The organism is Salinihabitans flavidus, assembly GCF_900110425.1.
Lineage (GTDB): Bacteria > Pseudomonadota > Alphaproteobacteria > Rhodobacterales > Rhodobacteraceae > Salinihabitans > Salinihabitans flavidus.
Map to the genome: position 1 here is coordinate 168451 of NZ_FODS01000003.1, position 14635 is coordinate 183085.

Annotated in this window: 11 protein-coding genes; 5 read left to right on the top strand and 6 right to left on the bottom strand. The window is 62.9% G+C overall.

Annotated features, from left to right (window positions below; all coding sequences use genetic code 11):
* Positions 1-4: 4 nt before the first annotated feature.
* Positions 5-673, bottom strand: a complete 669-nt coding sequence (locus BMW66_RS04210; RefSeq protein ID WP_093115928.1) for a tetratricopeptide repeat protein — start codon at positions 671-673, stop codon at positions 5-7.
* 202 nt (positions 674-875) lie between these two features.
* On the opposite strand from BMW66_RS04210, the gene BMW66_RS04215 reads away from it, so the two are divergent.
* Both BMW66_RS04215 and BMW66_RS04220 read left to right on the top strand, forming a co-directional pair.
* The gene (locus tag BMW66_RS04215; protein WP_093115736.1) at positions 876-2174 is read left to right on the top strand and encodes an efflux RND transporter periplasmic adaptor subunit; all 1299 of its coding nucleotides are present in this window, start codon (positions 876-878) and stop codon (positions 2172-2174) included.
* A complete protein-coding gene (locus BMW66_RS04220; protein ID WP_093115738.1) occupies positions 2171-5884 on the top strand; it encodes an efflux RND transporter permease subunit in 3714 nt (1237 codons plus the stop codon). Before BMW66_RS04215 ends, BMW66_RS04220 begins: the two co-directional genes overlap by 4 nt.
* Positions 5885-5912: 28 nt before the next feature.
* On the opposite strand, the gene BMW66_RS04225 is transcribed toward BMW66_RS04220, so the two are convergent.
* Complete coding sequence (locus BMW66_RS04225; protein WP_093115740.1) at positions 5913-7736, bottom strand: ABCB family ABC transporter ATP-binding protein/permease; 1824 nt, start codon at positions 7734-7736, stop codon at positions 5913-5915.
* A gap of 104 nt (positions 7737-7840) precedes the next feature.
* A complete protein-coding gene (locus BMW66_RS04230) occupies positions 7841-8614 on the bottom strand; it encodes a 3-hydroxybutyrate dehydrogenase (protein ID WP_093115742.1) in 774 nt (257 codons plus the stop codon).
* Between the two features lie 283 nt (positions 8615-8897).
* Between BMW66_RS04230 and BMW66_RS04235 the strand changes: the two genes are divergently transcribed.
* Positions 8898-10721 (top strand): extracellular solute-binding protein, encoded by a 1824-nt coding sequence (locus BMW66_RS04235; RefSeq protein WP_093115744.1) that lies wholly within the window; start codon positions 8898-8900, stop codon positions 10719-10721.
* Positions 10718-10831: an entericidin EcnA/B family protein gene (locus BMW66_RS04240; protein ID WP_093115746.1), complete on the top strand. Its 114-nt coding sequence runs from the start codon at positions 10718-10720 to the stop codon at positions 10829-10831. Before BMW66_RS04235 ends, BMW66_RS04240 begins: the two co-directional genes overlap by 4 nt.
* 3 nt (positions 10832-10834) lie before the next feature.
* On the opposite strand, the gene BMW66_RS04245 is transcribed toward BMW66_RS04240, so the two are convergent.
* The 3 genes from BMW66_RS04245 to BMW66_RS04255 all read right to left on the bottom strand — a co-directional run bounded on the left by BMW66_RS04245 (position 10835) and on the right by BMW66_RS04255 (position 14223).
* A complete protein-coding gene (locus tag BMW66_RS04245; RefSeq protein WP_093115748.1) occupies positions 10835-12184 on the bottom strand; it encodes a cytochrome P450 in 1350 nt (449 codons plus the stop codon).
* A complete protein-coding gene (locus BMW66_RS04250) occupies positions 12181-13392 on the bottom strand; it encodes a hypothetical protein (RefSeq protein WP_093115749.1) in 1212 nt (403 codons plus the stop codon). The genes BMW66_RS04245 and BMW66_RS04250 overlap by 4 nt, the downstream gene beginning before the upstream one ends.
* A 78-nt stretch (positions 13393-13470) precedes the next feature.
* A complete protein-coding gene (locus BMW66_RS04255; protein WP_093115930.1) occupies positions 13471-14223 on the bottom strand; it encodes a cytochrome c biogenesis CcdA family protein in 753 nt (250 codons plus the stop codon).
* Between the two features lie 92 nt (positions 14224-14315).
* On the opposite strand from BMW66_RS04255, the gene BMW66_RS04260 reads away from it, so the two are divergent.
* The gene (locus BMW66_RS04260) at positions 14316-14549 is read left to right on the top strand and encodes a sulfurtransferase TusA family protein (protein ID WP_093115751.1); all 234 of its coding nucleotides are present in this window, start codon (positions 14316-14318) and stop codon (positions 14547-14549) included.
* Positions 14550-14635 lie beyond the last annotated feature (86 nt).

Sequence of the window (14635 nt, forward strand, 5' to 3'; positions counted from 1 at the left end):
TAGCTCACTGCCCGGTGCCGGACCCGAGTTCGCCCCCAAGGGCCACAATCAACTGAGACGCGCGTCGACGCAAGCCCGGCGACACATTCGCGGCGTCCACGATCCCTTGCAGACGGGTCAGCGCCGCCTCGGTGCGGCCTTCTTCGACATCCACAAGCGCAAGTTGTTCTTCGGCCAGAAGGGCGAGAGGCCCGCCCGAACTTGCCAGCGCCTCCATGCGGACCCGCCGCTCCTCCGGCGGCAGGCGCGTCCCTGCAGCCAGCACCGCCTTGAACGCGGCAATCTCACGGTAAATCTCCGGCGCCTCTCCGCTGGTCGATGCCACCGCACCAAGCGTCTCGGTGGCGGCCTCGGCGCGACCGGCCTCAAGCGCCTCGCCTGCGGCCAGCAGGTCCACAACGATCTGCGCCTCTTCGGACGGGGCGTCGAATGCGCCCAATGCCTCGGCGCGTGCGGCCGCATCATCACGGTCGAGCGCCTCCAGAAGTGCGTCCCCCGTAGCCTGCGCCTCCGCGCGATTCTCGCTTTTGCGGTATTCATTCCAGGCCGCGCCCCCGACGATGAGCAGGACCGCAAGAATGGCAATCCATCCATAGCGGCGGAACAACGCGAACAGACGATCCCGGCGGACCTCCTCGGTAACTTCCTGAATAAAGCTGTCGGTTTCGCTCACGCGGCTTCCCCCTTGATTTGCCTCCTCATAACCTGAAGACAGCAGCATGCCAAGGGCCGCCATCCCGCACTTGCGAGTGCTTGCACATGTGGCGGAAACGCCATAAAGTGAACCGATCAGTTCAGAATTCGCGCTGACACCCTATGCATTCTTACGCAAAGCTACTAATTGCGCTCTCGAAACCTCGCAAGGACACCCCGAGATGCGACTTGTTCCGGTCCTGACCGCCATCGTGGTTGTCGCGTTCCTCTACATGATCGTGGTGGAGCGGGATCGGCTTATAGAGTTTGCAGGCGGAGGCGCGGCGGAAAGTGCTGCGACGCAGCCTCAGGACGAGAGCGTCGCCCCTGACACGGCTGTGCCATCCGACAAAGGTGCGGTCGGTGTCATAGCGGTGAAATCCCGATCCCAGGTCACCGACAGCGCCGTGATCCTGCGCGGCCAGACCGAAGCGCTGCGCCAGGTGGACGTCATGGCCGAAACCTCCGGCAAGGTCGTTTCCGATCCGCTGCGCAAGGGTAGCGTCGTGGAGGAGGGCGATGTTCTTTGCAAACTCGATCCCGGAACACGGCGCATCAGTCTCGATGAGGCGGAGGCACGGCTTGCCGAGGTGCAGGCCCAAAAGGGAGAGGTCGAAGCCCGCATACCAGAGGCAGAGGCCCGCGTGGAAGAAGCACGTGCACGGTTGGAAGAGGCAAGGATCAATGCCAACGCGGCGCAAAAGCTGAGTGAGAGTGGCTTTGCATCTCAGACCCGCGTCGCCAACACGAATGCCGCCAAGCGCTCCGCCGAGGCGGGGCTTGTCAGCGCGCAGGCCAGCCTGAAGGCCGCACGCGCCGGGATGGAAAGCCTGCAAGCCAACAAGCAGGCCGCCGAGGCCGCAGTGGCACGGGCGCAAACCGACATCGACCGGCTCACGATCAGGGCGCCTTTTGCCGGACTGCTTGAATCCGACACCGCGGAACTTGGTAGCCTGATGCAGCCGAAGGGCGGCTCTGCACATTGCGCGACGATTATTCAGCTTGATCCGATAAAGCTGGTGGGCTTCGTGCCGGAAACGCAAGTGAACCGCGTGCATGTGGGCGCGATGGCGGGTGCCCGACTCGCGGCGGGCGAACAGGATGTGCGTGGGCGTGTCATCTTTCTGTCACGCTCTGCCGATCCACAGACCCGCACCTTCCGGGTCGAGGTGGAAGTGGCCAATCCCGACATGGCCATCCGCGACGGGCAGACCGCGGAGATCATGATCGCCTCGGACGGCAAGAACGCGCATCTGGTGCCACAATCTGCGCTGACGCTAAATGATGAGGGCACGCTTGGTGTGCGCATTGTCGACAGCGAAAGCCGCGCCACTTTCGTCGCCGTCGATCTGATGCGAGACACGGTCGATGGCGCATGGGTCACCGGGCTTCCGGAGGAGGCCGATGTGATCGTCGTCGGGCAGGATTACGTCACCGAGGGAGTGCCCGTCGCCCCGCGCTTTCAGGAGCCCGGAAAATGAACAGGGTGGTGGACTGGGCCGCGACACGCGCCCGCATGGTGATCGCCTTCATCGTCCTTTCGATTGCGGTGGGCGGGTTCTCTTATTTCAACCTGCCGAAAGAAGGCGAGCCGGATATCGAAATTCCGGCGCTTTTCGTTTCGGTGCCCTTTCCCGGCATTTCGGCAGCGGATTCCGAAACGCTTCTGGTCAAGCCGATGGAAACTGAACTGGCCGATCTCGATGGCCTGAAGTCCATGACCGCCACAGCCGCCGAGGGCTACGCCGGGATTGCGCTCGAATTCGAGTTCGGATGGGACAAGTCGAAGATCATGGCCGATGTGCGCGAGGCCATGAACACCGCCGAAAGCAAGTTTCCCGACGGTTTCGAGAAATATTCCATCAATGAAATCAACTTCTCCGAGTTTCCGATCATCATCGTCAATCTGACCGGCGCCGTTCCCGAACGCACGATGTTCCGCGTCGCGCGTGATCTTCAGGAGCGGCTGGAAGCCATGGACTCGGTGCTTGAGGCCGGGATTGCCGGAAACCGCGAGGAGATGCTCGAAGTGGTGATCGATCCGCTCCGGCTCGAAAGCTACAATGTCACCGCGGGGGAGCTGATCAACGTTGTGCAGAACAACAATCAGCTTATCGCCGCCGGAGAAGTCGAGACCGCGACAGGGAAGTTCGCTGTCAAGATTCCGTCGAGTTTCGACGAACCGCGAGACGTCTATGCACTTCCGGTCAAGACCAACGGGGATCGCGTGGTGACGCTCGGCGATCTGGCCGAGATCAACCTGACATTCGAGGATCGCACAGGCACGGCGCGTTTCAACGCGCAGAAGACCGTCGCGCTTCAGGTGGTGAAACGAAAGGGCTTCAACCTGATTGACACCGCCGATGCGGTCAAGCGCGAGGTGGCCGAGGCCGAAGCCGATTGGCCCGAGGAACTCCGCGCGGCCGTGGAAGTTGGCACCTCCAACGATCAGAGCCGCATCGTCGGCTCCATGGTCAGTCAGTTGGAAGGCTCGGTGCTGACCGCCATCGCGTTGGTGATGATCGTCGTGCTCTCGGCACTTGGCAGTCGTGCGGCGCTTCTGGTGGGGTTTGCTATCCCGACCTCCTTCCTGTTGTGTTTCGCGCTGCTGGCCGCAATGGATGTGACGATATCCAACATCGTGATGTTCGGGTTGATCCTCGCGGTGGGGATGCTGGTGGACGGGGCCATTGTCGTGGTCGAGTACGCCGACAAGCGTATCCGTGACGGGATCGGACCGATGCACGCCTATGTGGAGGCAGCCAAGCGGATGTTCTGGCCCATCGTCTCCTCCACCGCCACCACGCTTTGTGCCTTCCTGCCGATGCTGTTCTGGCCAGGCGTTGCCGGTGAATTCATGGGGATGCTTCCCATCACGCTCATCTTCGTGCTGTCGGCGTCTCTTGTGGTCGCACTCATCTATCTGCCCGTGATGGGGGGCGTCTCCGGCCGGTTGAGCCGCCTGTTCCACCGCGCGTCCAATGGGCTGCGCGCGCGGTTGCCTTGGGTGGTGCGCGCGCTTCTGGTTCCGCCGTCTCTCTATCTCATCTTTCTCGGCGCCATGCAGACCCTTAACCCCGGGTATCTTTTCGGGGGCGAGGCGCCGATCGAGGGCCGGGCCGCGATCCTGCCGGGGATTGTCCTGTTCATTGCGGGCGCCTTTGCCGGGTCGATCACGCTCGACGCCGCCCGCATTCAGCGGCGGGTCAGGCGCATCCGGGCCGGTCGGCGGCTGTCACCCTTCGGTTGGCTGATCCGTGGTATCGCCTCCAATCCCATCATGCCGCTGGTGTCGATCGGCGCGGTCATCTTCGTCGTTGTCAGTGTTTTCGCGTATTTCGCCGAGAACAACCGCGGCGTGGATTTCTTTGTCGAAAGCGAACCGGAACAGGCCATCGTCTATATCCTCGCGCGCGGGAACCTGTCGTTGGAGCAAAAGGATTCGCTCATCCGCGAAGCCGAAGCGATCGTCCTGGATCATCCCGGGATCGAGACCGCCTTTGCCTTTGCGGGAGAAGGCGGGCTTGATGCCAACACCGGGGGCGCGCAACCGCCCAAGGAAACCATCGGCCAGATCCAGCTTGAGACGATACGGTGGGAAGACCGTCCCGACACGGTGGAGCCGTGGTTCACCGTACCCTTCACCGACTTCGTGGTGAATCGCAGGGTGAAAGACCCGGCGTATGATGGCAACCGCGTCATAGAGGAACTGACCGAGTCGCTTGGGCAAATCCCGGGCACCCGGATCGAAATCCTTGGCGCGGATCGCGGACCGTCGAGCGGCAAGCCTCTGCACCTGCGTGTCAAGGGCAACGACTGGGAGAGCCTGCTGGCTGCCGCCGAACAGGCCAGAAAGCGGTTCGAGGACACGCCCGGCCTTTTCCTGGTCGAGGACACCCGCCCCCTGCCCGGCATTGACTGGGAAATTGACGTGGACGTTGAGAGGGCGGGTCGCTACGGCGCCGATGTGGCCACCGTGGGCGCGATGGTGCAGCTTGTCACCCGGGGCATCCTTCTCGATACAATGCGCGTCGATTCCAGCGACGAGGAGATCGAGATCCGCGTGCGGCTTCCGGAACGGGACCGGGTCCTTTCGACCCTCGATTCGCTCAAGGTGCGCACAAATGACGGGTTGGTGCCGCTGTCCAACTTCATCACCCGCGAACCTGTGCAAAGCCTCGCGGAGATCACCCGCGTGGGGCAGAAACGCTATCTCGATATCAAGGCCGACGTGTCCTCGGGCCAGACCGCTCTCATCCCGCCCGACGGTGGTGAGCGCGTGGTCGTGTCCACATCCGAGTGGCAGGGCGATGAGGATTTGCGGGCGCGCTATCTCGATGAGGGGTACAGCGTGCAGCCGGTCAACGCCAACGAACGGATCGCGGCCCTGACCCAATGGCTCGAGACGGAGCCCCTGCCCCAAGGCATCGACTGGGAATGGAGCGGCGATCAGGAAGAGCAGGCCGACAGTCAGGCCTTCCTGATGAAAGCTTTCGCCGGGGCGTTGGGACTGATGTTCATCATCCTGCTGGCGCAGTTCAACAGCTTCTACAATTCGGTTCTTGTTCTTCTCGCGGTGGTTCTGTCCACCACCGGGGTTCTGATCGGAATGCTGGTGATGGAGCAGCCCTTTTCGATCATCATGACCGGCACCGGGATTGTCGCGCTGGCGGGCATCGTGGTGAACAACAACATCGTGCTGATCGACACCTATCAGGAATACAGCCGCTACATGCCCCGGATCGAGGCCATCGTGCGCACCGCGCAGGACCGTATTCGCCCGGTACTTCTGACCACGATCACGACGATGGCGGGGCTTGCGCCGATGATGTTCGGTCTCAGCCTCGATTTCATCGGCGGCGGGTATTCCATCGACAGCCCCACCTCCCTGTGGTGGAAGCAACTCGCCACGGCCGTGGTGTTCGGGCTTGGCGTTGCCACGATGCTGACGCTGGTGTTCACTCCGTCGATGCTGGCGCTTCGGGTCTGGGCAGGACGCTATGCGATGTGGCTTGCCATGCTTCTGGCGCGGCTCTCGATGGGCCGGTCCAGCCGTGCCGCCCGTGACTGGGCGCTGCGCCGCGCGGCCAAGAAGGTCCGGCATCCCGAAATTCTGTGGGTCGATGAGACCGAGAAGAAAGCGAACGGCACATCCACTCTCGCGGGCGCGAGACTGCGCGCGGCCGAATAGCGCCGCACCTGTGGTGGCGGCGGTCCCCTCAGGCCGCCTCCTCTTCTTCGGCCTGCTGCCGTGCCCAGAGTTGGCTATAGCGACCCCGCCGCGCCAGCAGATCGGTATGGGTGCCTTCCTCGACGATCTGCCCGTGTTCCAGAACGATGATCCGGTCCGCCTCGGCGATCGTGGACAGGCGATGCGCGATGGTGAGCACCGTACGCCCCTCGGCGGCACGGTTCAGCGCCACCTTGATCTCCTGTTCGGTCTCTGTATCCAGCGCGCTTGTCGCCTCGTCGAGCAGAAGGATCGGCGGATTCTTCAGAAGGGTGCGGGCAATGCCCACGCGTTGTTTTTCCCCACCGGAAAGTTTCAGGCCCCGTTCGCCCACCATCGTGTCATATCCCTGAGGCAGTGAGATGATGAAATCATGGATCTGGGCCGCCTGCGCTGCGGCTTCGATCTCTTCTTCGCTCGCCCCGTCGCGACCATAGGCAATGTTGTAGCGGATGGAATCGTTGAACAGGACCGTATCCTGCGGCACCACGCCGATGGCGTCGTGCAGGCTTGTCTGGGTGACATCGCGTATATCCTGCCCGTCAATCCGAAGCGCACCGCCGCCCACATCGTAGAACCGGAACAGGAGCCGCCCGATGGTCGATTTGCCCGATCCCGAGGGACCGACAATCGCCACGGTCTGCCCCCCTTCGACCACAAGGCTCACCCCCTGAAGGATCGGGCGTTCGGGATCATAGCCGAATTCCACATTGTCCAGCTCGACCCGCCCTTCGGATACCACCAGATCATGCGCGCCGGGTTTGTCGGACACTTCGGCGGGTTGCTCCAGCAGGTCGAACATCTCGCCCATGTCCACGAGGCTCTGCCGGATTTCGCGGTAGACCGTGCCGAGGAAGTTGAGGGGCATGGTGATCTGGATCATGTAGGCATTCACCATGACGAAATCCCCCACCGTGAGCGCGCCCGACTGCACCCCCAGCGCGGCCAGAACCATCACCCCCACAAGACCGGAGGTGATCAGAAACGACTGCCCGGTGTTGAGAAAGGCCAGCGAATACGAGGTCTTGAGTGCCGCTGTTTCATAGCCTTCCATGGAGGCGTCATAGCGCGCCGCCTCGCGGGCCTCGGCGCCGAAATACTTGACCGTCTCGAAATTGAGCAGGCTGTCGATGGCCTTCTGGTTGGCGTCGGTGTCCTGATCGTTCATTTGGCGGCGCAGCTTCACCCGCCATTCCGTCACCTTGAAGGTAAACCAGATGTAGGCCGCGATCGTGCCTGTCACCACCGCCAGATACCACACGTCAAAGAGGAAGAAGAGCACCCCGGCAATCAGCACAAGTTCAAGAACGAGCGGTCCGATGGAAAACAGAAGAAAGCGCAGAAGGAACTCCACCCCTTTCACCCCGCGTTCGATCACGCGGCTCAATCCGCCGGTCTTGCGGGTGATGTGATAGCGCATGGAAAGCCGGTGGATATGCTGGAAGGTCTCCAGCGCCAGTCGCCGCAGCGCCCGCTGTGCGACCCGCGCAAAGATCGCATCGCGCAGTTGCTGAAACCCGACCGACATCAGCCGCGCCATGCCATAGGCCACCGTCAGACCGACCGCGCCAAGCATCAGATCCGATGCGCCCTCCCCCGACAGATCGTCCACGGCCATCTTGTAGATCATTGGCACGCCGACGGCGATAAACTTGGCCGCGACCAGCATCGCAAGCGCGAGGATCACGCGCCGCTTCACCCATGTCTGCCCCTCGGGCCAGAGGTAGGGCGAGACCCGGCGCACCGTCCGCCATCCCGAACGCTGTTCTGCCCGGGCCAGTTCATCCTCGGATGCGGTATGCCATTGTCTCATGCGTGTCTTCCCCGACTCTTTCCCTGTCAGGTATGCCGTGCAGGATCAAAAGGCCAGAGAGGGGCGCCACGGACGGGCCCGTCCTCTCTCGCCTGGCCAACGCCTCAGAGCGCGGTCCAGCCGCCATCAATGCTGATCGTCGTTCCGGTGATCTGCGCCGCGGCATCAGAGCACAGGAACGTCGCCGTGCCGCCAATCTGCTCCACCGTGGCGAATTCCCTCGAGGGTTGCCGCGTCAGCATCACGTTCTTGATGACCTCTTCGCGGGTCATATCGTATTCCTTCATGGTGTCGGGAATCTGCGCCTCGACCAGCGGGGTCAGAACGTAGCCCGGGCAGATCGCGTTGGCGGTGATCGCCTCCTCGGCGGTTTCAAGGGCCACCGTCTTCGTCATGCCCACAATGCCATGCTTTGCCGCGACATAGGCCGATTTGTAGGGAGAGGCCGTCAGCCCGTGCGCCGAGGCGATGTTGATCACCCGACCCCATCCGCGTGCCCGCATCCCCGGCAAGGCGGCCGCCGTGGTGTGAAAGGCGGAGCTCATGTTAATCGCGATGATGGCGTCCCATTTGTCCACCGGGAATTCCTCGATCGGCGCGACATGCTGAATCCCAGCGTTGTTGATGAGGATATCGCAGATGCCCGCCTTGGCAATGAGCTTGCGGCACTGTTCGCCTTTCGACATGTCGGCCTGAATGTAGCGCGCCGACACCCCGAATTCCTTGGCGATGCCATCGGCCAGCGCGTGGTCCTCCTCGCTGTCCGTGAAGGAGTTGAGCGCGACATCGGCCCCTGCCCGCGCCAGTTCCCGCGCGATTCCCAGACCGATTCCCGAATTGGACCCGGTGATGATGGCCGTTTTTCCCGAAAGCGTCATTGAGTTGCCCCTTGGTTTGAGTTGCCCGCACCATAGCATGCTGCATCAGCAAAATAAGGGGGAACGGGGGAAAAGGCAGCCATGAGGCGCACAAAAAAAACGCCCGCACAAGGCGGGCGTTAAGTTATTGAGGCAGGTTTCATACAGGCAAGAAACCTATCGAGCAGTGACTCCTGTATAAGCAATCCAGCGTCCGGAGTCCAAGGTAAAAGTTTGAAAACTCACGATTCCGGGGGTAGCCTGACCGCCAATGAACAATGACAAGAGCAGGATTGTTGCCAGAATGCGCCCGTTGAATTTTCCCCGATGGTGCCGGATTGGCGCCATCATCACACTAGTTTTGCTGCCTGTGAAAGGGCTCGCGGATCCTTCACATGGCATAGCTATGTATGGGGACCCCGCCCTGCCACCGGATTTTGTGTCTCTGCCCTATGCCAACCCGCAGGCCCCCAAGGGGGGGCGGGTCGTCACGGGCAACACGGGGGGGTACGATTCGCTCAACCCATTCATCCTGAAAGGCACCGCCCCGTGGCAGTTGCGATTTCTTGCCGCCGAATCGCTCATGGGACGAAACTGGGATGAACCGTTCACGCTCTACGGACTTCTGGCCGAATCGGTCGAGACCGGACCAGAGCGCGAATGGGTGGAATTCACCCTTCGCCCCGAGGCGCGATTCTCCGATGGCAGCCCGGTGACGGTGGAGGATGTGATCTGGTCCTACGACGTTCTGGGCACCGAGGGTCACCCACGCTATCATGGGTTCTGGTCCAGGGTGGAGCGGATCGAACAGACGGGCGAACGCAAGGTCAGGTTGACCTTCGAGACACCGGACCGCGAGCTTGCCATGCTGGCCGGTATGCGCCCCATTCTCAAGAAGACGCAATGGGCGGGCAAGGATTTCAGCCAGTCCACGTTGGAGGATGTGCCGATCACCACCGCCCCCTATGTGATCGCGGATTTCGAACCGGGGCGCCATGTCACCCTGCACCGCGATCCCGACTACTGGGGCCGCGATCTGCCATTTCGCCGAGGCACGCATAACCTTGACGAAATCCGCATCGAATTCTTCGGCGATGGCGATGTTCTATTCGAGGCCTTCAAGGCTGGTGATCTGTCCTACATCCGCGAGTTCAACGCCGAAGCTTGGGCCAATCGGTATGATTTCCGTCGTGTCCGCGAAGGCGACATCGTCAAATCCGAAATCCCGCATCAGAAACCGTCGGGAATGACCGGGTTGGTGATGAATACCCGGCGCGCGCCCTTTGACGATATTCGGGTGCGTGATGCCCTTCTACACGCGTTTAATTTCGAATTCGTAAACGACACGCTCACGGGAGGACGTCAGCCGCGGATCACCTCGTATTTCTCTAATTCCATTCTGGCCATGCGCCCCGGTCCGGCCGAGGGACGGGTGGCGGAGTTGCTGACGCCTTATGCCGAGGCATTGCCGCCCGGAACGCTGGAGGGGTATACACTGCCGCAAAGCGATGGCACCTCCCGCAACCGTGGCAATCTGCGCAAGGCGCTGCGCCTTCTGGCAGACGCGGGCTGGACCGTGCAGGAGGGGCGGCTGGCCAATGAGGCCGGAACGCCGATGCGGTTCGAGATTCTCCTGCGTCAGGCCGATCAGCAGACGCAGGCCATCGCGGACATTTACAGCCAAGCGCTGGAACGGCTGGGCATCGACGTGCGGCAAACCACGGTGGACAACGCGCAATACACCCGGCGGATCAACGCGTTCGATTTCGACATGACGGACTTCCGCCGCTCCCTGTCGCTCAGCCCCGGCAATGAGCAGCGGCTCTACTGGGGTTCGGAGGCCGCCACGCAGGAGGGCAGCCGCAACCTGATGGGGGTGCGCTCAAAGGCTGTGGACGAGGTGATTGACGCGCTTCTGGCCTCGGAAAGCCGCGAGGATTTCCTCTCGGCGGCCCGTGCGCTTGACCGGGTGCTCACGGCGGGGCGTTATGTGATCCCGATCTGGACCTATGCCGTGGGGCGGATTGCGCATGTCAAGGAGCTGAAGTATCCCGATACCGTGCCGATCTATGGCGACGGGGCGGAATGGATGCCCGCGACATGGTGGTATGAGGAGACGGAAGAATGAAGACACTCATGTTGGCAGGGCTCGTTGCACTGCTCGCCGGGTGCGCCACGATCGAGGGTGTGGGGCACGACATCTCTGGCGGGGCACGCACCGTTCAGGGCTGGTTCTGATAGCTAGCGCGGATCGAGACGGAGCCAGATCCCGTCCCGCGAGCGCACGGTGAGATGCGCCACCGGCACCGGCTCCTGCCCGGGCACTGCGGAGACGCGGAAATGCCGCAGCAGCATGGACAGGATCAGCGGCCCCTCCACCATCGCAAAACCCGCCCCCGTACAGACCCTCGGCCCCGCGGAAAACGGTATATAGGCGTCGCGCAGGCAGGCCTTGCCGTTGTCGGTGGTCCATCGCCCCGGATCGAAGTCGTCTGGCCGGTCCCACAGGCGGCTGTGGCGATGCAGGTGCCAGGGTGACAGCACCATCTGGGAGCCGGGGCGGATCGTGCGGTCGCGGAAGCGTTCCGAACAGGTGGCCTGCCGCACCATCATCGGCACCGGAGGATAGAGGCGCAGCGCCTCGCGAAAGACATCACGGCTTGTGCGCAAGCGCGACATGACACTGAAATCGCAGGACTCGAGAGCGGCGGCCTCTTCCGCCACCCGATCCTGCCAGTCGGGGAAAATCGCCAAGAGATACAGCGTCCAGGCCAGCGCGGAGGCGCTTGTTTCATGTCCGGCCAGAAAGAAGATCGCGACCTGATCGACCATCTCCTCGGTGCTGAAGGTCTCGCCCGTCTGCGGGTCCGCCGTTGTCATGATCTTGGTGGCCAGATCGTCAGGTGCGGTGCCATCGCGGATCGCCGCCATCCGATCCGTGGTCAGGCGGGTGATGAGGGCCCGGATGGATTGTGCGGTCTGGCGTGTGCGGCGGCGGTGGAGGCGCGGCAGGAAACGTGGCAGCGGAATGAATGCGGCAACATTGAGGATCGGCTGGCTGCGCTGATAGTCGCGGAACTGCGAGAAGACCTGCGCCGCGACCTCGTGTTCGATGGGAATTGAGAAAAGGGTGCGAAAGATCACATCGGCGGCGACGTGGCTGGTTTCGGCCTCGATCTCGATGGGGTGGCCCGTGCGCCCCTTCAGCCGGACCACCGCCGCCTCTGCCGCCGCCCACATCGCGGGAAAGGTGTCGCGCAGGCGCCCCCCCTCGAACGCCGGGTCGATGATGCGACGCTGCTGTTTCCAGACCGCACCGTTGGTCAGGAACACGGAGTTGCCCAGAAGCGGGCGGAGCCCCTCGCTCACCCGGCCGGACTTGGGGAAATCGTCGGGCCGGTCCTTGAGCACGGTTTTCACCAGATCGGGCTGATTGAGCAGGTAGGAGCGGAAAAACGGCGTGCGGAATTCGGCCATCCATGCCCGGTAAAGCCGTGCGGGCTGCGCCGAGAGGATGTCCTGCCGGAAGAGCCGCGCATACCGCCAGAGCGAAACCCGATTGGGGCGGGAGGTTGGCTTGGGCGGGATCATGCGGCCACCCCGGTGAACTTGTTGACCGGCACCTCGATCCGCGATTTCGAGGCCGGGCGCCCCGCGTAGCGGTCCGCCAGTGTTCTCGGGCCCGCGGTGATCTGGAAATAGTCGTAATCGCCGGGGCGGTCGAAGGCGCAAAGATATTGGAAATGCAGCCGGAAAAACCGCCAGCGCAATTCCCTCCAGCGCGCAGGGCTGAGCGTCTTGGTAAAGGCTGCCGAGATCACAAGCGGCCAGCGTTTTGCGGGCGTGGCCATTCCGCTGACCGCGACCGGATCGCAGAGCGCGAAGGCGCAGCCGTCGCCCGGGGCGGTCACGTCCACCCATGCAAGTTCGTCGCGCTCCGACAGGAAGCGCAGATCGGCGCGCAGGCGGTGAGCCTCCGGCAGGAAGGACACCATCGGCACCACCTGCCCCAGCGACAGGAACCCAAGGGCCGGGCCGTCCACAGGCACCCGCCCCGCGCGGATCAGGTCGGCCAGCACGGACACCGCCAGATGCGCGCCGGAGCTGTGGCCGACCACCAGAACCTCGTCCGCATCGGTGCTGAGCGCTTCTGCGATAGTATCGGCGAACCGGCGCATCCGCACCTCGAGCTCGGGCGGGTTGGCACCGTTGGAGGCGGCGGAATAGGCGTAGTCATGCATCAGGTAATAGGCGAAAAACCGGCTGTCCATTCGCCGGAACCAGTTCAGGATGAAAGGCACCACGGCGAGGCCAAGAACCGCCGTCCAGCCGGGTAGCGCGAGCGTCAGAAGACGGCCCAGCCCCCATGCCACCAGAAGCGCCAGAACCAGTTGAACGAGAAGGAAAACCACCGGGTAGAGCGCGGCGATCACCGGCCCCTTGCGAAGCCGCATGAGCCGCCAGAGCGCACCGGAGGCGATATAGGTCCAGGCGGTGATGGCAAGCTGCCGGTAGGTGGCGAGAATGCCCTGCTCCATGCTGTCGCGCACGATGTCGGACCAGACCAGAACCTCCACATCAACGGTCACGTCCGCACCGTCGATCCGGCCCGTGACATGCCAGCCATAGGGGCCCTCGGTCTGCTTGGGGCGAAGCGCAATGTCATAGCCGGAAATGGCCGACTGCGCGGCGGATTCCTTGCGGTAAAGCTCGCGATAGCGGCGGGGATGAATCGGATCATAGCCGGGGATGTAGAACACCCGGCGCCGGCGCACGATCCTGTTCTCTGCTCTGCCCATGCCTGCCCTCTTTTCAGGCAGGGTAACGGGGTTTTGCGGCAAGAGTAAGGGGAATGCGCGGCCCGGATCTGACCCCGATCAGCCCAGAAGCGCGAGCGCCGGGAATGTCTCCAGAAGCCAGTAGGAAAAGGCCGAAAAGCCCCCCGTGAGCATCAGCAGGCCGATGGTCCACAAAAGCAGGCCCATGATCCGTTCGATCCGGTCCATGTGCCGCTTCATCCAGCCCATGAGCCCGCCCAGTCGCGGCAGGTAGGCCGCCACGAGCAGGAAGGGAATGCCAAGCCCCCCGGCATAGATCGCCAGCAGGAAGGTGCCCCGGCTCACCGACGCCTCGGAGGCGGCGAGCGACAGGATCGCACCGAGTTGCGGGCCGATGCAGGGGGTCCAGCCGAAGGCGAAGGCGAGGCCCATGATATAGGCCCCGAAGGAGGTGCCGCCCCGATCTCCGGCCTCAAGCCGCGCTTCGCGGTCAAGGAACCCGATGCGATAGATCCCGATGAAATGCGCCCCGAAAAACATCACCAGAATCCCGGCTAACGCATTGAACCAGCTTTGATATTGCAGGAACAGCGTGCCGATGGCGGAGGCCGTGAAGCCAAGCAGAAGAAAGACCGTGGACAGGCCCAGAACGAAGAACAGCGCCGGCAAGAGGGCGCGGCTTCGGTGGCTTCGGTCCTCGCTCAGGTCGGTGACGGACACGCCGCTCATATACGCCAGATAGGGCGGCACGATGGGCAGGACGCAGGGGCTCAGAAATGAGATGAGGCCGGCGAAAAGCGCCGCGATCATGGCGGGGATCAGCCCCGCGTCGATGATGTCGATTCCGAACATGACACCGGCATATGCCAAAGCAGGCCCGGCGTCACGGGGCCGATTGTCACAACCTTGTGGACAGGTTGAAACATGAAAGCTAAGGGATTGTCATGGAACAGGAACTCGATGCGATCGGGCTGCTTTGCCCCCTACCCGTCCTGAAGCTGCGCAAGCGTCTCAAGGCCCTGCCGGAGGGCGCGCGGCTGCGGCTTCTGGCGGACGATCCGGCGGCCGTGGTGGACGTGCCGCATTTCTGCGCCGAGGCCGGTCACAGGCTTGTGGAAACGCGCGAGGATGGGGCGATTCTGGTGTTTATCGTCGAGAAATGTGCGAATCAGGGTTAACGCACTGATTTCGCTAAAAATCGCCTTTCGGTAAAACGTCGGTATTACGTCGGTATCGCGTCGGTGCCGGTTTTCAGGCCCACCGC

Bases quoted from the DNA above. Each gene is read 5' to 3' on its own strand.
- BMW66_RS04215 (WP_093115736.1), top strand. From the start codon at position 876: ATGCGACTTGTTCCGGTCCTGACCGCCATCGTGGTTGTCGCGTTCCTC.
- BMW66_RS04220 (WP_093115738.1), top strand. From the start codon at position 2,171: ATGAACAGGGTGGTGGACTGGGCCGCGACACGCGCCCGCATGGTGATC.
- BMW66_RS04225 (WP_093115740.1), bottom strand. From the start codon at position 7,736: ATGAGACAATGGCATACCGCATCCGAGGATGAACTGGCCCGGGCAGAA.
- BMW66_RS04230 (WP_093115742.1), bottom strand. From the start codon at position 8,614: ATGACGCTTTCGGGAAAAACGGCCATCATCACCGGGTCCAATTCGGGA.
- BMW66_RS04235 (WP_093115744.1), top strand. From the start codon at position 8,898: ATGCGCCCGTTGAATTTTCCCCGATGGTGCCGGATTGGCGCCATCATC.
- BMW66_RS04240 (WP_093115746.1), top strand. From the start codon at position 10,718: ATGAAGACACTCATGTTGGCAGGGCTCGTTGCACTGCTCGCCGGGTGC.
- BMW66_RS04245 (WP_093115748.1), bottom strand. From the start codon at position 12,184: ATGATCCCGCCCAAGCCAACCTCCCGCCCCAATCGGGTTTCGCTCTGG.
- BMW66_RS04250 (WP_093115749.1), bottom strand. From the start codon at position 13,392: ATGGGCAGAGCAGAGAACAGGATCGTGCGCCGGCGCCGGGTGTTCTAC.
- BMW66_RS04255 (WP_093115930.1), bottom strand. From the start codon at position 14,223: ATGTTCGGAATCGACATCATCGACGCGGGGCTGATCCCCGCCATGATC.
- BMW66_RS04260 (WP_093115751.1), top strand. From the start codon at position 14,316: ATGGAACAGGAACTCGATGCGATCGGGCTGCTTTGCCCCCTACCCGTC.